The sequence below is a fragment of the Dryocola sp. LX212 genome (assembly GCA_041504365.1).
GTDB lineage: Bacteria > Pseudomonadota > Gammaproteobacteria > Enterobacterales > Enterobacteriaceae > Dryocola.
This window is the reverse complement of record CP167917.1, coordinates 1,358,917-1,380,153: the sequence shown is the minus strand read 5'-3', so window position 1 is coordinate 1,380,153 and position 21,237 is coordinate 1,358,917. Positions and strand designations below refer to the sequence as shown.

Below are 21,237 nucleotides of genomic sequence, written 5' to 3'. Positions count from 1 at the left end.
ACAAAGCATTATTTTTTATGCGGTTAAGCCTTGGCGATATTTATTCTCCTCGCGTAAAAACGGTACCGTTTCGGCACCATCATGAGGTTAAACAGAGATGAGCGGCTGTGTTTGCTCCGACTCTGCTGTTAGCCATAAAAAAGGCCACCCAAAGGGTGGCCAACCATGTCGAACATTTATTATTAGTTAGCTTTACTGTGGCAAAATCGCTTTCAACGCATCGCCGATGTCAGCAAGGCTGCGAACAGTTTTCACGCCAGCAGCTTCCAGAGCGGCGAACTTCTCATCCGCTGTACCTTTACCGCCCGCGATAATGGCGCCCGCATGGCCCATACGCTTGCCTTTCGGCGCGGTAACACCCGCAATGTAGCCAACAACAGGCTTCGTTACATGCTCTTTGATATAAGCTGCCGCTTCTTCTTCCGCACTGCCGCCTATTTCACCGATCATCACGATAGCTTCAGTTTTCGGATCTTCCTCGAACATTTTCAGGATATCGATGAAGTTAGCCCCTGGGATCGGGTCACCGCCGATGCCCACGCAGGTGGACTGGCCCAGACCGATATCTGTGGTCTGTTTAACCGCTTCATAAGTCAGCGTACCGGAGCGGGAAACGATGCCCACTTTGCCCGGCAGGTGAATGTGGCCCGGCATGATGCCGATTTTGCATTCACCAGGGGTGATAACGCCCGGGCAGTTTGGCCCGATCATGCGTACGCCAGCTTCATCCAGCTTCACCTTCACGGTCAGCATATCTAGTGTAGGGATGCCTTCGGTAATCGTGATAACCAGCTTAATACCTGCGTCGATAGCTTCCAGAATGGAGTCTTTGCAGAACGGAGCCGGGACGTAAATTACAGAGGCAGTAGCACCCGTAGCGTCTACGGCTTCACGCACGGTGTTAAAGACTGGCAAACCCAAATGTTCGGTGCCGCCTTTGCCCGGCGTTACACCGCCAACCATCTGCGTACCGTAGGCAATTGCCTGCTCGGAGTGGAAGGTCCCCTGGCTGCCGGTGAAGCCCTGGCAAATTACCTTGGTGTTTTTATCGATCAAAATGGACATTATTTCCCCTCCACGGCAGCAACTACCTGCTGTGCTGCATCGGTCAGACTTTTCGCTGCAATGATATTCAGGCCGCTGTCAGCCAGTTTCTTCGCGCCCAGTTCGGCGTTGTTACCTTCCAGACGAACAACGACCGGAACGTTTACGCCCACTTCGGCAACCGCACCGATGATGCCGTCTGCGATCAGGTCGCAGCGCACGATGCCGCCGAAGATGTTAACCAGAACGGCTTTCACCTTGTCGTCTGACAGAATGATTTTGAATGCTTCGGTCACGCGCTCTTTGGTTGCGCCACCACCAACGTCAAGGAAGTTAGCCGGTTCGCCGCCGTGCAGTTTAACGATGTCCATGGTGCCCATTGCCAGGCCCGCACCGTTAACCATGCAGCCGATGTTGCCATCAAGCGCAACGTAGTTCAGCTCCCACTGTGCAGCCTGAGACTCACGAGCATCTTCCTGGCTTGGGTCACGCATTTCGCGCAGCTCTGGCTGGCGGAACAGTGCGTTGCCATCTGCGCCCAGCTTGCCGTCGAGGCAGATCAGATCGCCCTGCTTAGTGATAACCAGCGGGTTAATTTCGATAAGCGCAAGATCACGGTCCAGGAAGATAGTGGCCAGGCCCATGAAGATTTTAGTGAACTGCTGAACCTGCTTACCTTCCAGACCCAGTTTGAAAGCCAGTTCTCGTCCCTGGTACGGCATTGGGCCAGCCAGCGGATCAAGAGCAACTTTATGAATCAGGTGCGGAGTTTCTTCCGCGACTTTCTCGATTTCCACGCCGCCTTCGGTAGAAGCCATGAAGACTACGCGACGGGAACTGCGGTCGACTACCGCGCCCAGATACAGTTCTTTATCAATGTCGGTCGCCGCTTCAACCAGGATCTGGTGTACCGGCTGGCCGTTAGCGTCTGTCTGGTAGGTCACCAGACGTTTACCCAGCCAGTGCTCAGCAAAAGCACGAATGTCTTCTTTGCTGTTGACCACTTTCACGCCGCCCGCTTTACCACGGCCACCGGCATGAACCTGACATTTTACCACCCACGGACCTGCGCCAATTTTAGAGGCAGCTTCTTCGGCTTCACGCGGTGTGGTGCAGGCGTAACCGACTGGTGCCGGTAAACCATACCGAGCAAACAATTGTTTCGCCTGATATTCGTGTAAGTTCATGAGTTCTATCCATCCTTCAGGGTAATCGTTATCTTCAAACCTGTAGACCGGTGCGCTTTAATGCCGGATGGCGCTACGCTTATCCGGCCTACAGGGCAGGTGATGCTTTACAACTACACGTCCAGCAGCAGACGAGTTGGGTCTTCCAGCAGCTCTTTAATTGCAACCAGATAGCCCACGGACTCACGCCCGTCGATCAAACGGTGATCGTAGGAGAGCGCCAGGTACATCATCGGCAGGATCTCTACTTTGCCGTCGACCGCCATTGGGCGATCTTTGATGGCGTGCATCCCGAGGATCGCGCTCTGCGGTGGGTTGATGATCGGGGTAGACATCAGAGATCCGAATACGCCACCGTTGGTAATTGTGAAGTTACCGCCGGTCAGATCTTCCACAGTCAGCTTACCGTCACGGCCTTTTACGGCCAGTTCTTTAATGCGCTTTTCGATATCGGCCATGCCGAGGGTATCAACGTCGCGCAGTACTGGCGTAACCAGACCACGTGGAGTAGATACCGCGATGCTGACATCAAAATAATTGTGGTAAACCACATCATCGCCATCGATGGAAGCATTCACTTCCGGGTAGCGTTTCAGGGCCTCAACAACCGCTTTAATGTAGAAGGACATGAAGCCCAGACGCACGCCGTGACGCTTCTCGAAGGACTCACCGTACTGCTTGCGCAGCGCCATGATTGGCTGCATGTTCACTTCGTTGAAGGTAGTGAGCATGGCGGTGGAATTTTTCGCTTCCAGCAGGCGTTCAGCAACGCGCTTGCGCAGACGAGTCATCGGCACGCGTTTTTCGCTGCGGCCAGCCAACGGTGCAACCGGTGCTTTAGTTTCTGTCGCTGCTTTGGCCGGAGCTGGCTGTGCCGCTTTCGCCTGGGTCAGATGTTTATCCACATCTTCACGGGTGATACGACCGCCTACGCCGCTGCCTTTAATAGCGCTGGCGTCCAGAGAGTGCTCCGCAATCAGGCGGCGAATCGCCGGACTGAGCGCGTCATTGTTTTGTTCTTCCAGAGAGGCCTGCTGGCGCTGCGCCGGGGTCGACTCTTTAGCGTCCGCTTTCGCAGAGGTCTCTTTCCCGGCGCTGTTGCCTTCGCGCAGGCGGCCCAGAATCTGGCGAGAAGTCACGGTGGTGCCTTCATCTTCCAGTACCGCATCCAGAATACCATCTGCCGACGCCGGTACTTCCAGTACCACTTTGTCAGTTTCGATTTCTACCAGCACTTCGTCACGGGTAACGGCATCACCCGGTTTTTTATGCCAGGTTGCAACGGTCGCATCGGCAACGGACTCAGGCAGGTCAGGAACAAGAATATCTACGCTACTCATTTTTTATCCTTTAATTAATCGACGTTCAGCGCGTCATTAACCAGATCTTGCTGCTGTTTCTGGTGAACGGACATATACCCTACCGCCGGAGAGGCGGAGGCCGGACGACCTGCATAACGCAGGGCAGATCCGAATGGAATCACTTCGCGGAAGTGGTGTTGGCTGCAGTACCATGCGCCCTGGTTAAGCGGCTCTTCCTGGCACCAGACAAAATCATGCACGTGAGCGAACGGTTTCAACGCTTCCTGCACCGCCTGGTGCGGGAACGGATAGAGCTGCTCGATGCGCACAATCGCGACATCTTTCTGATCTTTCTTACGGCGCTGCTCAAGCAGGTCGTAGTAAACCTTACCGGAACACAGAACCACGCGCTTCACGCCTGCCGGATCCAGCTCGTCAACTTCACCAATTGCCGGCAGGAAGGTGCCGTTAGCCAGCTCATCCAGCGTGGAGACCGCCAGCGGGTGGCGCAGCAGAGATTTAGGCGACATGACAACCAGCGGACGACGCATACCGCGCAGCGCCTGGCGACGCAGCATGTGGTAAACCTGTGCCGGCGTAGAAGGTACGCAAACCTGCATGTTCTGCTCGGCGCACAGCTGAAGATAACGCTCCAGACGTGCCGAGGAGTGTTCTGGCCCCTGCCCTTCGTAACCGTGCGGCAGCAGCATGACCAGGCCACACATACGGCCCCACTTCTGCTCGCCGGAACTGATGAACTGGTCGATGACAACCTGTGCACCGTTGGCGAAGTCGCCGAACTGCGCTTCCCAGATGGTCAGGGTGCGGGGTTCAGCGGTGGCATAACCGTATTCGAAGGCCAGCACCGCTTCTTCAGACAGCACGGAGTCCCAGACTTTGAACTCGCCCTGGCTGTTGTGAACGTGCTGCAGCGGCGTGTAGGTCGAACCATTAGTCTGGTTGTGAATCACAGCGTGACGGTGGAAGAACGTGCCGCGACCAGCATCTTCGCCGGACAGACGGACGGAGACGCCTTCGTCAACCAGCGTGGCATACGCCAGGTTCTCCGCCGCACCCCAGTCAAATTTCTTATCGCCGTTCGCCATATCCTGGCGGTCGCTGTAAATTTTCGCGACGCGGGACTGCAGTTCTACGGTTTCAGGCGCGGAGCTGATACGTTTCGCCAGCTCCTGCAGGCGCTTCATCTCAACCTTGTTGGGGTAGCTTTCATCCCAGTCGTGGTTAAGGTACGGCGACCAGGTGAACGAATGCATGTTCATCGGACGGTATTCTTTCACCACGCATTCACCGGCATCCAGCGCGTCACGGTAGAGGTTCACCATTTCGGTGGCATCTTCCAGCGTGGCCAGCTTTTCCTGCTCCAGACGGTCAGCGTAGATTTTACGCGGCGTCGGGTGCTTCTTGATTTTCTGGTACATCACCGGCTGGGTTGCGCTTGGCTCATCGGCTTCGTTATGACCATGGCGACGGTAGCAAACCAGGTCGATAAATACGTCGCGTTTGAAGGTATTACGGAAGTCCAGTGCCAGACGGGTCACAAACGCGACCGCTTCCGGATCATCAGCATTAACGTGGAAGATCGGCGCCATCACCATCTTACCGATATCGGTACAGTATGGTGTGGAACGAGCGTCCAGCGGGTTAGACGTGGTAAAGCCAATCTGGTTGTTGATAACGATGCGAACGGTACCGCCCACTTCGTATCCACGCGCCTTGGACATGTTCAGCGTTTCCTGAACGACGCCCTGACCCGCAACCGCTGCATCACCATGGATGGTGATAGGCAGAACCTGATTGATACCTGGCTTTTCCAGACGATCCAGGCGCGCGCGCACTGAACCAATAACCACCGGGCTGACGATTTCCAGGTGCGACGGGTTAAACGCCAGCGCCAGGTGAACCAGTCCGCCTTCGGTTTCGACATCCGATGAGAAGCCCATGTGGTACTTCACGTCGCCGGTGCCGAGATGCTCTTTATGTTTGCCCGCGAACTCGTCGAACAGATCCTGCGGTTTTTTGCCCAGCACGTTGATCAGCACGTTCAGACGGCCACGGTGTGCCATCCCCAGAACAACTTCGCGCGTACCGCTCTTGCCCGCATGGCGAATCATTTCTTTGAGCATGGGCACCAGCGCATCGCCGCCTTCCAGCGAGAAGCGCTTCGCACCCGGGAATTTCGCACCGAGATAGCGCTCCAGGCCTTCCGCTGCGGTCAGCTCGCTCAGGAAACGTTTTTTCTCTTCCACGCTGAAGGTGGAATGACCGACAACCGATTCGATACGCTGCTGGATCCAGCGTTTTTCCTCGGTGCTGGTGATGTGCATATATTCCGCACCGATAGAGCCGCCGTAGGTTTGCTTCAGGGCAGCGATCAGATCCGCAAGTTTCATCGTCTCTTTGCCGCTGGCAAAAGAACCGACGTTGAAGGTTTCCTGCAGGTCTGCTTCCGTCAAGTTGTGGAACGCAGGGTCAAGATCGGGAACCGCATCCTGCTTCCAGAGGCCAAGCGGATCGAGATTTGCCGCCTGATGCCCACGGAAACGCCAGGCGTTAATCAGCTGCAGGACTTTAACCTGCTTAACGTCGGTGTCAGGGTCGGTAATTGCGGTGGAGTAACGTGAGGCATCCTTCGCCAGACGACGAAAATAATCACGTGTTTTGGAATGGAATTGATCCGGTCTGGCTCCGGTTCCAGGTAACTGCTGGAACATTGAGCGCCAGTGCGCATCAACAGAGTCAGGATCGGTTAAGAAGTCTTCATAGAGCTGCTCTATCCAGGACTGGTTCGCACCCGCCAGGTAAGAGGAATCCAGCCAGGCTTTCATTTCGCCGTTCTGCATCGTGATCCCTTAAGCATTTATCTGCTTATTCGCCGTGGATAACTATAGCGTACACGTTTGGTACACATTCCAGGGTTCACATTCAGCGGGCCAGTGCCGTGGAAATTTGGCCCGCGAAGGAACCTTTAAAAACTGTCGCTGTACGAGGTTACGTAGGGCAGTTTTTAAAGATTTCCTGCATGGCTCCCTTCCCGGGAGCCGAATGGTGAATGGCTCATCGTTTACCCACCCTACCTGTTTCGTAGGGCGGATAAGCCCGCGCCATCCGCCAACGTTTTTCTGACTAAGCGCTTCTTTGCAGCAGCATCGACTTAATGTGACCGATGGCTTTCGTCGGGTTCAGCCCCTTAGGGCATACACTGACGCAGTTCATGATGCTATGGCAGCGGAATACGCTGAAAGCGTCGCTCATGCCGTCCAGACGATTTGCCGTTTCGGTATCGCGGCTGTCAATCAGGAAGCGGTATGCCGCCAGCAGACCTGCAGGTCCGATAAACTTATCCGGGTTCCACCAGAACGACGGGCAGGACGTTGAGCAGCAGGCGCAAAGAATGCACTCGTACAGACCATCCAGTTTTTCACGCTGCTCCGGCGACTGTAAATGCTCGCGGGCCGGTGGATTTTGCCCATTATTCAACAGGTAAGGCTTAATCTTCTCATATTGGGCATAGAATTGCCCCATGTCTACCACCAGATCGCGCACGACGGGTAAACCCGGCAGCGGACGGATCACAATCTTCTGCTTGCCGTTGCCCAGTGCGGAGATGGGGGTAATACAGGCCAGGCCGTTTTTACCGTTCATGTTCACGCCGTCCGAGCCACAAACTCCTTCACGGCACGAGCGGCGAAACGCAAGCGTAGGATCTTTTTCTTTCAGCTGAATGAGCGCATCGAGCAACATCATGTCGCGCCCTTCTTCCCCTTCCAGCGTGTACTCCTGCATGCGCGGAGCATCATCAACGTCCGGGTTGTAGCGATAAATAGAGAATTCGAGTTTCATCACTTTGCTCCGCTATTAGTAAGTACGCACTTTTGGTGGGAATGCCGGACGCAGTTTCGGCTGCATGTTCACCTCACGGCGGGTCATGCTTTCCGACTCTGGCAGGTACAGGCTGTGGCACAGCCAGTTTGCATCGTCACGGTCCGGGTAGTCGAAGCGGCTATGGGCGCCCCGGCTTTCAGTGCGGAAGTTAGCGGAGACGGCGGTGGCAAAGGCGGTTTCCATCAGGTTATCCAGCTCCAGGCATTCGACGCGCTGGGTGTTGAATTCGCTGGAGGTATCGTCCAGACGGGCGTTTTTCAGGCGCTCGCGGATCTGCTTCAGCTGCTCAAGCCCTTTGGCCATTGCGTCACCTTCACGGAAGACCGAGAAGTTGTGCTGCATGCATTCCTGCAGGGCTTTACGAATTTGTACCGGATCTTCACCGTCACGGTTGCCGTTCCAGCGGTTCAGACGTTCCAGCGCGGCGTCGATTTGCTCGGTCGTTGCATCGCGCAGTTCGCCCTGCTCGGCAATGCATTCCAGCAAATGGAGACCTGCAGCACGGCCAAAGACTACCAGGTCCAGCAGCGAGTTACCGCCAAGGCGGTTCGCACCGTGTACCGATACGCAGGCGATTTCCCCCACTGCAAACAGACCAGGGATGACAACGTCTTCACCCTGTTCGTTGACGGTCAGCGCCTGTCCGGTCACTTTGGTTGGAATACCGCCCATCATATAGTGGCAGGTAGGGATAACCGGGATTGGCTCTTTGATTGGGTCGACGTGTGCGAAGGTGCGGGACAGTTCCAGGATACCCGGCAGGCGAGATTCCAGCACTTCCTTACCAAGGTGATCCAGCTTAAGTTTTGCGTGTGGCCCCCATGGACCTTCGCAGCCACGGCCTTCACGGATTTCGATCATGATGGAACGCGCCACCACGTCACGACCCGCCAGGTCTTTGGCGTTCGGCGCATAACGCTCCATGAAGCGTTCACCGTGTTTGTTCAGCAGATAGCCACCTTCACCGCGGCAGCCTTCGGTAACCAGAACACCCGCCCCGGCGATACCGGTTGGGTGGAACTGCCACATCTCCATGTCCTGCACGGGCACGCCTGCACGCAGGGCCATGCCGACACCGTCGCCGGTATTAATGTGGGCGTTGGTAGTGGACTGATAAATACGGCCTGCACCGCCGGTTGCCAGCACGGTAGCTTTGGCTTTGAAGTAGACAACTTCCCCGGTTTCAATGCATAGCGCAGTACAGCCGACGACTGCGCCATCATCATTCTTAACCAGATCCAGCGCGTACCACTCGGAGAATATAGTGGTTTTATTTTTCAGGTTCTGCTGATAAAGCGTGTGCAGCAGAGCGTGACCGGTACGGTCCGCGGCTGCTGCTGTACGTGCCGCCTGTTCGCCGCCGAAATTTTTCGACTGGCCGCCAAACGGACGCTGATAAATTGTGCCATCGTCAAGACGGGAAAACGGCAGACCCATATGTTCCAGTTCCAGAATCGCTTCCGGGCCGGTTTTACACATATATTCAATGGCGTCCTGGTCACCGATGTAATCGGAGCCTTTAACCGTGTCGTACATATGCCATTCCCAGTTGTCTTCATGGGTGTTACCCAGCGCTACGGTGATACCGCCCTGCGCAGACACGGTATGGGAACGGGTCGGGAATACTTTGGACAGTAAGGCACAGGTCTGGCCTGACTGAGAAATTTGCAGCGCGGCACGCATACCTGCACCACCCGCACCGATAACAACTGCATCGAACTCTCTAACTGGTAAATTCATTACACACCCCACACCACAACAAATCCATAAATGACGTACACCAGCAGCGCGACAACAATCAACAGTTGCAGTCCAAGACGCATCGCTACCGGTTTAACGTAGTCGGTCAGTACCTGCCACATGCCAATCCAGGCATGGATCAAAATAGAGAACAGCGTCAGCAGGGTGAAGACTTTGGTGAAGGCGGAGGCGAAGAAACCACGCCAGACCTCGTAGGTTAACTCGCCGGTGAAGGCGAAGAACCCGATCATATAGATGATGTACAGGGTGATAACGATGGCGGTGGCACGAACCAGCAAAAAGTCATGCACGCCATTGCGACCTAATGCAGAGGCATTGCTTACCATACGAGGACTCCTGCGAGAATTGAAAGCACGACAGTTATTACAAAGGAAATCATTGCGGATCGTTTGCCCGCTAAGAAGGTTTCTTCCAGATAGCCCACGTCCATCAGCATGTGGCGAATACCGCCGACAACGTGATAGGCGAGAGCGGTCAGAATGCCCCACATAATGAATTTAACGAAGAAGCCGCTCATCATAGATGACGCAACGAGGAAGCCTTCCGGGGAGGAGAGTGACAGACCGAGTAACCAAAGCAGGATGCCGACAGCCACAAAAGTGATCACGCCGGATGCACGATGGAGGATGGAAGCGATTGCAGTCACGGGAAATCGGATCGTTGAGAGATCCAGATTTACAGGTCTTTGTTTTTTCGAATTTTTTATCATGAATAGCGCCCACATGCTGTTCTTATTGTTTCCTTCCTCCGGGTCTGCAAGCGGGGTCAGACAGCGCGAACTTTCTATAACTGTGCGTCATGCAAAAACAGCTACGTCCAGATGCCAAAATGCTGGCTACAACGCTGGGTGGCGCCCGGTGGCAGGGTATTCCGGAGACCTGGCGGCAGTATAGGCTCTTCACAAAATCATTACAATTAACCTACATATTGTTTGAAGGGTTTTGCTCGGAACAGTGACATGCATCACGATAACAACATTGTTTTAAAATTTAATTATCTGATTTGACAAAAGTTAAACATTCTTGTTACAAACAAAGCCGGAAAAGCCGTATAATTCGCAAAAGTTATAGGGTCAGCCTTACACTTGTGAATAAGTTATGTAACAGTGTGTCGGTATTGACCCAAGTATTCAGGACAGTTAATAGTGGTAAACAGGTTTGACTGATACGGACTGCTAACATCCTGATTTGTTGTTTTTCGCCTGCGTGGCTAAGTTACCTGCAAGCGCCCATCGCTCTGTACCCTGGTAGTACTCCTCTAAAGCAGAGCTGCGAGCCAACTAAAAAAACGGGTAACGACCACAGTAAGTTTGAATGCAAATCAGGCCCCCGGCAGTCTTATAAAATAGGCGCTAAGGAGACCGTAAATGGCTGACAAAAAAGCAACCCTCACCAGCACCGGTGAAGATGCTATCGAACTGGATGTGCTACAGGGCACGCTCGGTCAGGATGTAATTGATATCCGTAGTCTTGGTTCTAAAGGTGTGTTTACTTTTGACCCAGGTTTTACCTCCACCGCATCATGTGAATCTAAAATCACCTTTATCGACGGTGATGAAGGCATCCTGCTCCATCGTGGTTTCCCGATCGACCAGCTGGCAACCCACTCCAACTATCTTGAAGTCTGCTACATCCTGCTGAACGGCGAAAAGCCGACCCAGGAACAATACGAAGAGTTCAAAACCACCGTTACCCGTCACACCATGATCCACGAACAAATTACCCGTTTGTTCCACGGCTTCCGTCGCGACTCCCACCCGATGGCGGTAATGTGTGGCGTGACCGGCGCGCTGGCGGCGTTCTACCATGACTCAATGGACGTGAATAACCCGCGCCACCGCGAGATTGCCGCGTTCCGCCTGCTGTCCAAAATGCCGACCATGGCAGCGATGTGCTACAAGTACTCTATCGGTCAGCCGTTTGTTTACCCGCGTAACGACCTCTCCTACGCCGGCAACTTCCTGAATATGATGTTCTCCACGCCGTGCGAAGAGTACGTGGTTAACCCAATTCTGGAACGCGCAATGGACCGTATTCTGATCCTGCACGCCGACCACGAGCAAAACGCCTCCACCTCTACCGTGCGTACCGCAGGCTCAAGCGGCGCTAACCCGTTCGCCTGTATCGCCGCCGGTATCGCCTCCCTGTGGGGACCTGCGCACGGTGGCGCTAACGAAGCCGCGCTGAAAATGCTTGAAGAGATCAGCAGCGTTGAGCACATTCCGGAATTCATCCGCCGCGCGAAAGACAAGAACGACTCTTTCCGCCTGATGGGCTTTGGTCACCGTGTCTACAAAAACTACGACCCGCGTGCCACCGTAATGCGTGAAACCTGCCATGAAGTGCTGAAAGAGCTGAATCTGAAAGATAACAGCCTGCTGGAAGTGGCGATGGAGCTTGAGCACATTGCGTTGAACGACCCGTACTTCATCGAGAAGAAACTCTATCCGAACGTGGACTTCTACTCCGGCATCATCCTGAAAGCGATGGGCATTCCGTCTTCTATGTTTACCGTTATCTTCGCCATGGCACGTACCGTTGGCTGGATTGCACACTGGAACGAAATGCACGACGACGGGATCAAAATTGCCCGTCCTCGCCAGCTTTATACCGGCTACGACAAGCGTGATTTCAAATCTGATTTGAAAAACTAACGTCTCGCAGATAAGGAAAACGCGCTCAAGGGCGCGTTTTTTTATGGCTATTTCTGACAGTGCGGACACCAGTAAAAAGGCCGGGACGAAAGCATAGTTCTGTCTATCACCCCGCCGCAACGCTCGCACAATTCCCCGGCCCGATGAAAAACCTTAAAGCTGAAAATTGAGCCATGATGCTTGTTTACATCCACATTGCCCCGCGTGTTGTACGAGAGACGCGGTATATCCAGCAGCGCTTTGGCCAGCCTTTCCAGCTGCTCCGGGGTTAAATCCTGTGCCCGATGGCTCGCACTCAGCCCGGCATGCCAGAGTATTTCCACGCGCAGGTAGTTTCCCAGCCCCGCAAGAAATGCCTGATCGAGCAGCAGGCCGCTGAACTGCCGCCTGCGAAATCTCGTCGACAGCAGCCGTTTTTTAACTTCCTCCATCGTCAGCGTCAGATCCAGCACGTCCGGCCCCACGCGCAGTAAAAACGGGTGCTTTGCCAGTTCATCATCATCCAGCATAAGGATTTCAGACGCGCTGTAGAGCAAAATCGCCTTGTCCGCCGTCTGCAATTTAACGCGCAGAACACGAGTGGTTTTCGGAGTTTCATCCGCGCTGACGACGCGCCATACACCATATAACTGGTTATGGCTATAAAGCGTTTTACCATTTGAAAAGCGTGTTAGCAGCGCTTTGCCTCGCGTGTCGATACGCTCGATTTTTTCGCCAATCAGCTGGTGCTCGAACGCTTTTAACGTGGGAAAAGCAAACCAGACGTCGGTAAGAGGTTTATTGAGGACGGCGGCCTCAAGCGCATCCGCCGCACGTCTTATTTCCGGGCCTTCCGGCATGCCGTCTCCTTGATGAGTTAATCGCCGTCGTTAAGCCGCCAAGCCAGCTGCTCGAGATAGAGCAGCTCGTCGCGCCGCGCCTTCAGCGCCTCTTCAATCGTGCACTGCACAAAATGGATAGGTTCGCCCAGGCGGATTTGCGCCAGGTGGAACATATCGGCCTCGATAACGCAGGCAATGCGCGGGTAGCCGCCGGTGGTCTGGGCATCGTTGAGTAACACGATTGGCTGGCCGTTGTGAGGGACTTGCACCACGCCCGGCAAAAGCCCGTGGGATAACAGCTCCCGGTCGGTGTTTCGCTCCAGCCTCTGCCCCATGAAGCGGTAACCCATGCGGTTACTCTGCGGGCTTAGCTGCCAGGGAAGGCGCCAGAAACTGTCCTGCGCCGTCTGGCTGAACTCATGGTATTCCGGCCCAGGGAGCGCACGTATGCGGTTGCCCCACTGCAGCTGTTTAATCCCGCGAGCCTCGCGAAAATGGCGCTTTGAAGGATGAGCGGGAATAACATCGCCATCCTTCAGCAAACGCCCCTCAAATCCCCCCACCTGCGCTTTCAAATCCGTGCTTGCCGAGCCCATCAGCAAAGGTACATTCAGCCCGCCCGCTACCGCCAGATAGCTGCGCATACCACGCTCCGGGGATTTCAGATGCAGCTGCTGCCCGGCTTTTACCGGCAGACGCCAGCCGGTCCATACGGCTTTGCCATCCAGCTCGGCGTGGCAGCCCGCGCCGGTTAACGCAAACCAGCCGTCTTCGGTGAATTCCACCGCAAACTGCCCGAGGGTGATTTCCAGCGCGGCGCTGCCCGGTTCGTTGCCAACCAGTAAATTAGCAATACGCAGCGCGGGGCCATCCAGCGCACCGCAGCGGCTGACGCCGAGCTGGCGATAGCCAAAACGCCCGCTGTCCTGCACGGTGGTGTGCATCCCGGCACGAATAATTTTTAGCACACGCCCTCCTTCTGGGGAACAAAACGCACGGTATCGCCCGGCGCTAACAGCGTTGGTGGTTCAGTTGTCGGGTTAAATAATTTCACTGACGTCTGGCCGATAATCTGCCAGCCGCCTGGCGTTGCCAGCGGATAAATCCCCGTCTGACCGCCGCCGATGCCGACCGAGCCGGCAGGCACCAGCAGACGAGGCTCGGCGCGACGTGGGGTATACAACGCTGGCGCAAGCCCGCCAAGATAGGCAAAGCCAGGCTGGAATCCAAGAAAATAGACGATGTATTCCGCGCTGGCGTGCTGCTCGACCACCTGACTAATCGTCAGGTCGTTATGCTCCGCAACCACGCTAAGATCCGGCCCAAAATCCCCGCCATATATTACCGGGATGTCGACCCGGCGCGATTCCGGGATTATCGCTTCACTCTCTTCCCACCAGCGCTGGATCCGTTCTATGCCGTCGATGGCAAGGCTTTGCGGATCGCGCAGGATCACCGTGATGTTATTCATCCCTGGGATAACTTCCCGTATCGCATCCGACTCTTCGAGCCTGCGGGTCAACCCCCAGATGCGCTGCTGACTTTCAAGGGAAACCGGCGGCTCCAGCTCCAGAACAACCGCACTTTCACCTAATAAATAACACCGAGCTCTTTGCACTTATCCTCCTGAATACCGTCTTATGCCGGGTTCGGAATATCAATAAAGGTGACGTCCAGATCCGTTTCGCTGTTTAACCAGTCGCTCAGCGCCTGAATGCCGCCGCGTTCAGTGGCGTGATGGCCCGCCGCAAAGAAATGCAGGCCCTGCTCACGTGCGGAATGGATGGTTTGCTCGGAAACCTCGCCGGTAATAAAAGCATCCACGCCGAAACGAGCGGCGCTGTCTATGAAGCTTTGTCCGCCACCGGTGCACCAGGCTACGCGGCGAATGTGTTCCGGACCGGTATCGCCACACCACAACGGCGTGCGGCCAAGACGAAGCTCTATCCAGGAAGCCAGCTCAACACCCGTCAGCGAAGAGGGAAACTCACCCCACGGCACAAGCGGCTCAATTTCACCTTTGGTTTCAATGCCCAAAAGTGAACCCAGCTGCGCGTTATTCCCCAGCTGCGGATGGGCGTCCAGCGGCAAATGCCAGCCATACAGATTGATGTCATTAGCAAGCAGCGTTTTCAGACGATTGCGCTTCATGCCGCGAATCACCGGGGATTCCCCCTTCCAGAAATAGCCATGATGCACAACCACCGCATCCGCACTCTGACGGACGGCCTCATCTAACAACGCCTGGCTTGCCGTTACGCCGGTCACAATTTTGCGGATCTCTTCGCGCCCCTCAACCTGCAGGCCGTTTGGCGCATAGTCGCTGAAGGCCGCGCTGTTAAGCTTTTCGTTAATCAGGCGTTCAAGTTCGCTATTTTTCATCTTGTTTATCTTCCGGTTTTCGGGCCGCCTCATAGGCGGCAAGGGTCGCGATTCGTGCCTGCTTATGGTCAACAATCGGACGCGGATAGTCCAGCGTATGTTGCTGTTTATCCGCGAAAACCCATGGGGTATGGATAAACTTATCCGGGACCTTCGCAAGCTCCGGCAGCCAACGGCGAATGAATTCGCCTGTGGCATCGAAGCGTTCCCCCTGGGTTGTTGGGTTGAAAATGCGAAAATACGGTGCTGCATCGGTGCCCGTCGAGGCGGCCCACTGCCAGCCGCCGTTGTTGGCGGCGAGATCGCCATCAATCAGCTGCGACATGAAATAGCGCTCGCCTTCCCGCCAGTCGACAAGCAGATCCTTAACCAGGAAGCTGGCGACAACCATACGCAGGCGGTTATGCATCCAGCCCGTAGTATTCAGCTGACGCATTGCTGCATCCACTATCGGGAAGCCTGTTTTTCCCTGCTGCCAGTCGGTCAGCCTCTGCCTGTCCTGAGCCCAGCGCACGCCATCCGCCCATGGGATAAACGGCTGAAAGCGGCAGAGCTTCGGCCAGGCTACCAGCAGGTGCCGGTAGAACTCACGCCAGATAAGTTCGTTGAGCCACGTAGCCCCTGCCCCACCATCAAGCGCCTGGGGGTGCTCTTTCAGCAGGCGATGCAGGCACTGCCGAGGAGAAATAATGCCAGCTGCAAGATAGGGCGACAATCTGCTGGTGCCCTCTACTGCGGGAAAATCACGCTTTTCAGGATACTCTGCGACCGGGGTCTGGCTAAATTTTCGTAGCTGGGAAATGGCCGCTTTTTCTCCTGTCGGGAATAAAGCAGCGTCGACTGTTTCGCGTGGGTAATTAAAAGGCGTGAGATTTGAAACCGACAATGGTTCACCGCGCGATTGCGGCGCGGTAACACATTCAGGAAGTCCTTCGTGGAGCCGACGGATAAATGCCTTACTGAACGGCGTGAACACTTTGTACATTTCATGATTGCCGGTGGTCACGCTGCCCGGCGCCAGAAGCACGCTGTCGTCAAAACCCTGGCAGATAACTTCACGCCCGAGAATTTTTTCAACCGAAGCATCGCGCTCCCGCTCGTTTAGCTCGTACTGATAGTTGTAAAACAGCGCGTCGACGCTCACATCGTCGCAAAACTGTTTAACGCAGTCGATGGAGGCGGCGAAATCATCCACTTCCTTAACATGCAGGGCTATGCCCCGCTCAGCCAGCGAACGCTGAAGTGCAGCAAGATGAAGCCAGATAAATTCAGCCTGCCGCGGGGACATGCCGTGCTGTCGCCACTGCTGCGGCGTGGCGACAAACAAACCAATCACTCTTGCATCAGGATCGCGACATGCCGCCGCCAGCGCAAGGTTATCCGTAATACGTAAATCATTGCGAAACCAGACCAGATGGGTGGTCATACAACTCCCTGAATTAATTGCCGTAGCGCAGATGCAGTGCTTCCGGATACGGTTCAAAATAGCGTTGTTCCGCCAGATAGTTATCAGGATATTCTGGCAGAGAATGTTTTAACAGCTTGCGCAGGTGCCCTCACCTTCAATCAGTAAGTGTAGCAAGTCGCCATAACAAAAAAGGCTACCCCGAAAGGTAGCCTTCTGGCGGCAACAAAGGCGGAAACAATAGTGACCCTTCGTCACGAAACTTTAAAAAGCAGTTATTTGACAGCCCACTCAAAGAGTATGAAAATCACTCTGCTTGACAGCGCCTGCGTAATGCAGCAAAGGTCGCGAGGACCGCGAATCCAACCGACATAAAAAAACCGCCTTCACGGCGGTTTTTTTATGTCTTCAGCACTCAGTAGAAATCGCCAGAGGCGGCTTCGGCCTGGGCCATCCATACCGGCTTATCGCTGGTTTTAGACCAGACGCGGTGCAGATAGCTGTAAAAACGCGCGCGATCTTTCCAGAACAGCATGACCGGCAGGGCCAGTACGCCGACCACAACCGCGAAGGTGCGACGCAGGATGACCTGATGCGCAGGATATTCTTTATATAAAGACATAGGCTTCTCCCTTTATTTTGTGACCGACAGCTTAAGTCGGGAATTCAGAACTTGTTATCTGGCTAAAATAGTATCGCATTGCCTGAAAGTTTACTACTCATCCGACCACTAAATTTGCATCGTTTAGCTGAAATTTACATTTAGCCCGTAATTTAGTTACGCAATAGTTAAATAAATACTAATCATTAGTTAAATTATGGTCTTTGCCATTTTTATACTTTTTTTACACCCTGCCCCGTGACTTTTACGACATCTTTGCACCCGAATTCTTACTCTGCCTGCACATCGTTAACACCTCTGGAGGTGGATTGTGAGTGCAGGACTGATTGCTGGCGTGGTGCTGGTGTTTGTACTGTTGGGCTACCTGATTTACGCCCTGATTAATGCGGAGGCGTTCTGATGGCCGCCTCGGGATTTTTACTGATCGCCAGTTATTTACTGATCCTTTTTATTCTGGCCAAACCGCTGGGGACGCTGCTGGCGCGCCTGATCGAAGGGGGGCCAATACCCTTTGCCGGGCGGATAGAACCCCTCCTGTGGGGAGCGCTGGGCAAAAGCAATACCGAAGAGATGGGCTGGAAACGCTACTTGCTGGCTATTCTCGCGTTCAATGCCTTCGGGGCCGTGCTCCTGTTCGCTATTCTTCTGATGCAGGGGCATTTACCGCTTAACCCTCAGCGGCTGCCGGGCCTCTCCTGGCACCTGGCGCTGAACACCGCCGTGAGCTTTGTCTCTAATACCAACTGGCAATCCTACAGCGGTGAAACGACGCTGAGCTACTTCAGCCAGATGGTCGGGCTGACGGTACAGAACTTCCTGTCTGCCGCCACCGGCATCGCGGTGGTTTTTGCCCTGATCCGAGCTTTTGCCCGCCATTCAATGACAACGCTGGGTAACGCCTGGGTCGACTTAACACGCATCACTCTTTATGTCCTGCTGCCGATCTCGTTACTCATTGCTCTGTTCTTCATCAGCCAGGGGACGCTGCAAAATCTGTCGGCCTGGCTGCCCTTTACCACCGTTGAAGGCGTGCACCAGGTTCTGCCAATGGGGCCGGTCGCCTCTCAGGAAGCGATCAAAATGCTCGGCACCAACGGCGGCGGCTTCTTTAACGCCAACTCCTCCCACCCGTTTGAAAACCCGACCGCGCTGACCAACTTTGTGCAGATGCTGGCGATCTTCCTGATCCCGACCGCCCTGTGCTTCGCGTTTGGTGAGGCCGTGGGGGATAAGCGCCAGGGTCGCGCTATTTTGTGGGCGATGGGGATCATCTTTGTTATCTGCGTTGCCGTCGTGATGTGGGCGGAAACCAGCGGCAATCCGCACTTCACCGCGCTGGGCGCAAACAGCAACTTCAATATGGAAGGCAAAGAGAGCCGCTTCGGCGTTCTGGTCAGCAGCCTGTTCTCGGTGATTACTACCGCCGCTTCCTGCGGAGCGGTCAACGCCATGCATGACTCCTTCACCGCACTCGGCGGCATGATCCCCATGTGGCTGATGCAGATTGGCGAAGTGGTGTTCGGCGGCGTGGGTTCTGGCCTGTACGGCATGTTGCTGTTCGTTCTGCTGACGGTCTTTATTGCCGGTTTGATGATTGGGCGCACGCCTGAGTATCTCGGTAAAAAAATCGACGTTGCGGAGATGAAAATGACCGCGCTGGCCATTCTGGTCACCCCTGCCCTGGTGCTGCTCGGCACGGCCTTAGCGATGATGACCGATGCGGGACGTGCGGGCATGCTGAATCCCGGCATTCACGGCTTCAGCGAAGTGCTTTATGCCGTCTCGTCCGCCGCCAACAACAACGGCAGCGCCTTTGCAGGCCTGAGCGCAAACACCCCGTTCTGGAACGTATTGCTGGCCGTCTGCATGTGGTTTGGGCGTTTTGCGGTGATCGTTCCGGTGATGGCTATTGCCGGCACGCTGGTGACGAAAAAAGCCCAGTCCGCAGGCGTCGGCACGCTGCCCACGCACGGCCCGCTGTTTATCGGTTTACTGATTGGCACCGTGCTGCTGGTTGGCGCGCTGACCTTTATTCCCGCCCTCGCCTTAGGCCCGGTCGCGGAACACCTTTCTTTAGTGCATTTGTGATTAAGAGGCTTCCATGAGTCGCAAGCAACAGGCGCTGTTTGAACCTGCGCTTATTCGTCAGGCGCTGATTGATTCTTTCAAAAAGCTCTCCCCGGCCACCCAGTGGCGCAATCCAGTGATGTTTATCGTCTGGATTGGCAGCGTTATCACCACCGCGCTGGCCATCGCAATGTATGCGGGTTCACTGCCGGGCAATGCACTTTTTACCGCAGCTATCAGCCTTTGGCTGTGGTTTACCGTGCTGTTCGCAAACTTTGCCGAAGCGCTGGCCGAGGGGCGCAGTAAAGCCCAGGCCAACAGCCTGAAGGGGGTCAAAAAAGAGAGCTGGGCACGTAAACTTCGTGCGCCTAAGCATGACGCCCAGATGGACCGCGTTCCGGCCGCCGACCTGCGCAAAGGCGATATCGTGCTGGTCGAAGCGGGCGATATTATCCCCTGCGACGGCGAAGTGCTGGAAGGCGGCGCGTCGGTGGATGAAAGCGCGATTACCGGCGAGTCCGCTCCCGTGATTCGTGAATCCGGCGGTGACTTCGCCTCGGTCACGGGCGGTACGCGCATTCTGTCTGACTGGCTGGTTATTCAGTGCAGCGTTAACCCGGGCGAAACCTTCCTCGACCGCATGATTGCGATGGTAGAAAGCGCCCAGCGCCGGAAAACGCCAAACGAAATCGCACTGACGATTCTGCTGGTCGCGCTGACTATCGTCTTCCTGCTGGCAACCGCAACGCTTTATCCTTTCTCGCAGTACGGCGGGACGGCGGTGAGCGCCACCGTGCTGGTAGCGCTGCTGGTTTGCCTGATCCCAACAACCATCGGCGGCCTGCTTTCCGCCATTGGCGTGGCGGGGATGAGCCGCATGCTCGGCGCGAATGTTATCGCCACCAGCGGACGCGCCGTGGAAGCAGCAGGCGATGTGGACGTTCTGCTGCTGGACAAAACGGGGACGATTACGCTGGGCAACCGACAGGCGACTGATTTCCTCCCCTCCCCTGGCGTGGAGGAACAGGCGCTGGCCGATGTGGCACAGCTCTCCTCTCTGGCCGATGAAACGCCGGAAGGCCGCAGCATCGTAATTCTGGCGAAGCAGCGCTTTAACCTGCGCGAGCGCGACGTACAGAACCTTCACGCGGCGTTCGTCCCCTTTACGGCGCAAACCCGGATGAGCGGCATCAATATTCAGGATCGAATGATCCGTAAGGGTTCGGTTGACGCGATCCGCCGCCATGTCGAGGCCAATGGCGGCCACTTCCCGCCGCTGGTTGATAAGCTGGTGGAAGACGTAGCCCGCGTGGGCGGGACACCGCTTGTTGTCGCTGAAGGTGCGAACGTAATGGGCGTTATAGCCCTGAAAGATATCGTTAAAGGCGGTATTAAAGAACGTTTTGCACAGCTGCGTCAGATGGGGATCAAAACGGTGATGATCACCGGTGACAACCGGCTGACCGCCGCCGCCATTGCAGCCGAAGCGGGCGTGGATGACTTTCTGGCAGAAGCGACGCCGGAAGCCAAGCTGGCGCTGATCCGTCAGTACCAGGGCGAAGGCCGCCTGGTGGCAATGACCGGCGACGGCACCAACGATGCGCCAGCGCTGGCGCAGGCTGACGTGGCGGTTGCAATGAACTCCGGAACCCAGGCCGCAAAAGAGGCGGGCAACATGGTGGATCTGGACTCCAACCCCACCAAGCTTATTGAGGTCGTGCACATCGGCAAACAGATGCTGATGACACGAGGCTCGCTCACCACTTTTAGCATCGCCAACGACGTGGCGAAGTACTTTGCCATTATCCCGGCGGCGTTTGCGGCGACCTATCCGCAGCTCAACGCGCTGAACATCATGCACCTGCACTCTCCGGCCTCCGCCATTTTGAGTGCGGTGATTTTCAACGCCCTGATCATTATCTGCCTCATCCCGCTGGCCCTGAAAGGTATCGGCTACAAGCCGCTGAGCGCCGCCGCCATGCTGCGCCGCAATCTGCTGATCTACGGCCTGGGGGGGTTAGTTGTGCCCTTCATCGGCATCAAAGTTATCGACCTGCTGCTCACCGCCTGCGGTCTGGTTTAAGAGGAAAA

The 21,237-nt window shown here is 55.4% G+C and carries 18 protein-coding genes and 1 pseudogene; 4 read left to right on the top strand and 15 right to left on the bottom strand.

Annotation, left to right across the window (positions count from 1 at the left end; all coding sequences use genetic code 11):
* Nucleotides 1-192: 192 nt before the first annotated feature.
* From sucD to sdhC, 8 genes are all read right to left on the bottom strand, one after another.
* Nucleotides 193-1,065, bottom strand: a complete 873-nt coding sequence (gene sucD, locus ACA108_06535; GenBank protein ID XEX97166.1) for a succinate--CoA ligase subunit alpha — start codon at nt 1,063-1,065, stop codon at nt 193-195.
* A complete protein-coding gene (gene sucC, locus ACA108_06530; GenBank protein XEX97165.1) occupies nt 1,065-2,231 on the bottom strand; it encodes an ADP-forming succinate--CoA ligase subunit beta in 1,167 nt (388 codons plus the stop codon). The genes sucD and sucC overlap by 1 nt, the downstream gene beginning before the upstream one ends.
* A 113-nt stretch (nt 2,232-2,344) precedes the next feature.
* On the bottom strand, nt 2,345-3,571 hold the full coding sequence (gene odhB, locus ACA108_06525) for a 2-oxoglutarate dehydrogenase complex dihydrolipoyllysine-residue succinyltransferase (protein ID XEX97164.1): 1,227 nt from the start codon (nt 3,569-3,571) through the stop codon (nt 2,345-2,347).
* A 14-nt stretch (nt 3,572-3,585) separates the two neighbouring features.
* On the bottom strand, nt 3,586-6,393 hold the full coding sequence (gene sucA, locus ACA108_06520) for a 2-oxoglutarate dehydrogenase E1 component (GenBank protein ID XEX97163.1): 2,808 nt from the start codon (nt 6,391-6,393) through the stop codon (nt 3,586-3,588).
* Nucleotides 6,394-6,676: 283 nt separating this feature from the next.
* Nucleotides 6,677-7,393, bottom strand: coding sequence for a succinate dehydrogenase iron-sulfur subunit (locus tag ACA108_06515; protein ID XEX97162.1), 717 nt, complete (start codon nt 7,391-7,393; stop codon nt 6,677-6,679).
* Between the two features lie 15 nt (nt 7,394-7,408).
* On the bottom strand, nt 7,409-9,175 hold the full coding sequence (gene sdhA, locus ACA108_06510; protein ID XEX97161.1) for a succinate dehydrogenase flavoprotein subunit: 1,767 nt from the start codon (nt 9,173-9,175) through the stop codon (nt 7,409-7,411).
* The gene (gene sdhD / locus ACA108_06505; GenBank protein ID XEX97160.1) at nt 9,175-9,522 is read right to left on the bottom strand and encodes a succinate dehydrogenase membrane anchor subunit; all 348 of its coding nucleotides are present in this window, start codon (nt 9,520-9,522) and stop codon (nt 9,175-9,177) included. The genes sdhA and sdhD overlap by 1 nt, the downstream gene beginning before the upstream one ends.
* Complete coding sequence (sdhC, locus tag ACA108_06500) at nt 9,516-9,920, bottom strand: succinate dehydrogenase cytochrome b556 subunit (protein ID XEX97159.1); 405 nt, start codon at nt 9,918-9,920, stop codon at nt 9,516-9,518. The genes sdhD and sdhC overlap by 7 nt, the downstream gene beginning before the upstream one ends.
* 642 nt (nt 9,921-10,562) lie before the next feature.
* On the opposite strand from sdhC, the gene gltA reads away from it, so the two are divergent.
* Complete coding sequence (gene gltA / locus ACA108_06495; protein XEX97158.1) at nt 10,563-11,849, top strand: citrate synthase; 1,287 nt, start codon at nt 10,563-10,565, stop codon at nt 11,847-11,849.
* 47 nt (nt 11,850-11,896) lie between these two features.
* Here the strand turns inward: gltA and nei are convergent, their stop codons facing one another.
* The 7 genes and pseudogenes from nei to ACA108_06460 all read right to left on the bottom strand — a co-directional run bounded on the left by nei (nt 11,897) and on the right by ACA108_06460 (nt 17,079).
* Nucleotides 11,897-12,688, bottom strand: coding sequence for an endonuclease VIII (gene nei, locus ACA108_06490; GenBank protein XEX97157.1), 792 nt, complete (start codon nt 12,686-12,688; stop codon nt 11,897-11,899).
* A gap of 17 nt (nt 12,689-12,705) precedes the next feature.
* On the bottom strand, nt 12,706-13,638 hold the full coding sequence (gene pxpC / locus ACA108_06485) for a 5-oxoprolinase subunit PxpC (GenBank protein ID XEX97156.1): 933 nt from the start codon (nt 13,636-13,638) through the stop codon (nt 12,706-12,708).
* A complete protein-coding gene (gene pxpB, locus ACA108_06480) occupies nt 13,632-14,288 on the bottom strand; it encodes a 5-oxoprolinase subunit PxpB (GenBank protein XEX97155.1) in 657 nt (218 codons plus the stop codon). Before pxpB ends, pxpC begins: the two co-directional genes overlap by 7 nt.
* A gap of 20 nt (nt 14,289-14,308) precedes the next feature.
* Complete coding sequence (locus tag ACA108_06475) at nt 14,309-15,052, bottom strand: type 2 GTP cyclohydrolase I (GenBank protein XEX97154.1); 744 nt, start codon at nt 15,050-15,052, stop codon at nt 14,309-14,311.
* On the bottom strand, nt 15,042-16,478 hold the full coding sequence (phrB, locus tag ACA108_06470; protein XEX97153.1) for a deoxyribodipyrimidine photo-lyase: 1,437 nt from the start codon (nt 16,476-16,478) through the stop codon (nt 15,042-15,044). The genes ACA108_06475 and phrB overlap by 11 nt, the downstream gene beginning before the upstream one ends.
* Before the next feature lie 13 nt (nt 16,479-16,491).
* Nucleotides 16,492-16,593 (bottom strand): annotated as a pseudogene (locus tag ACA108_06465) (DUF1722 domain-containing protein).
* Between the two features lie 279 nt (nt 16,594-16,872).
* Nucleotides 16,873-17,079: a YbfA family protein gene (locus tag ACA108_06460; protein ID XEX97152.1), complete on the bottom strand. Its 207-nt coding sequence runs from the start codon at nt 17,077-17,079 to the stop codon at nt 16,873-16,875.
* Between the two features lie 310 nt (nt 17,080-17,389).
* On the opposite strand from ACA108_06460, the gene kdpF reads away from it, so the two are divergent.
* The 3 genes from kdpF to kdpB are packed head-to-tail and all read left to right on the top strand — an operon-like array spanning nt 17,390 to nt 21,229.
* Entirely contained in the window at nt 17,390-17,479 is a 90-nt protein-coding gene (gene kdpF, locus ACA108_06455) for a K(+)-transporting ATPase subunit F (GenBank protein ID XEX97151.1), read from the top strand.
* The gene (gene kdpA, locus ACA108_06450) at nt 17,479-19,167 is read left to right on the top strand and encodes a potassium-transporting ATPase subunit KdpA (protein XEX97150.1); all 1,689 of its coding nucleotides are present in this window, start codon (nt 17,479-17,481) and stop codon (nt 19,165-19,167) included. Before kdpF ends, kdpA begins: the two co-directional genes overlap by 1 nt.
* A 13-nt stretch (nt 19,168-19,180) precedes the next feature.
* Nucleotides 19,181-21,229, top strand: a complete 2,049-nt coding sequence (gene kdpB / locus ACA108_06445; GenBank protein XEX97149.1) for a potassium-transporting ATPase subunit KdpB — start codon at nt 19,181-19,183, stop codon at nt 21,227-21,229.
* The last annotated feature ends 8 nt before the right edge of the window (nt 21,230-21,237 follow it).

Excerpts from the sequence above, each read along its gene's own strand:
- sucD (XEX97166.1), bottom strand. The coding sequence starts at position 1,065 with ATGTCCATTTTGATCGATAAAAACACCAAGGTAATTTGCCAGGGCTTC.
- sucC (XEX97165.1), bottom strand. The coding sequence starts at position 2,231 with ATGAACTTACACGAATATCAGGCGAAACAATTGTTTGCTCGGTATGGT.
- odhB (XEX97164.1), bottom strand. The coding sequence starts at position 3,571 with ATGAGTAGCGTAGATATTCTTGTTCCTGACCTGCCTGAGTCCGTTGCC.
- sucA (XEX97163.1), bottom strand. The coding sequence starts at position 6,393 with ATGCAGAACGGCGAAATGAAAGCCTGGCTGGATTCCTCTTACCTGGCG.
- ACA108_06515 (XEX97162.1), bottom strand. The coding sequence starts at position 7,393 with ATGAAACTCGAATTCTCTATTTATCGCTACAACCCGGACGTTGATGAT.
- sdhA (XEX97161.1), bottom strand. The coding sequence starts at position 9,175 with ATGAATTTACCAGTTAGAGAGTTCGATGCAGTTGTTATCGGTGCGGGT.
- sdhD (XEX97160.1), bottom strand. The coding sequence starts at position 9,522 with ATGGTAAGCAATGCCTCTGCATTAGGTCGCAATGGCGTGCATGACTTT.
- sdhC (XEX97159.1), bottom strand. The coding sequence starts at position 9,920 with ATGTGGGCGCTATTCATGATAAAAAATTCGAAAAAACAAAGACCTGTA.
- gltA (XEX97158.1), top strand. The coding sequence starts at position 10,563 with ATGGCTGACAAAAAAGCAACCCTCACCAGCACCGGTGAAGATGCTATC.
- nei (XEX97157.1), bottom strand. The coding sequence starts at position 12,688 with ATGCCGGAAGGCCCGGAAATAAGACGTGCGGCGGATGCGCTTGAGGCC.
- ACA108_06475 (XEX97154.1), bottom strand. The coding sequence starts at position 15,052 with ATGAAAAATAGCGAACTTGAACGCCTGATTAACGAAAAGCTTAACAGC.
- phrB (XEX97153.1), bottom strand. The coding sequence starts at position 16,478 with ATGACCACCCATCTGGTCTGGTTTCGCAATGATTTACGTATTACGGAT.
- ACA108_06460 (XEX97152.1), bottom strand. The coding sequence starts at position 17,079 with ATGTCTTTATATAAAGAATATCCTGCGCATCAGGTCATCCTGCGTCGC.
- kdpA (XEX97150.1), top strand. The coding sequence starts at position 17,479 with ATGGCCGCCTCGGGATTTTTACTGATCGCCAGTTATTTACTGATCCTT.
- kdpB (XEX97149.1), top strand. The coding sequence starts at position 19,181 with ATGAGTCGCAAGCAACAGGCGCTGTTTGAACCTGCGCTTATTCGTCAG.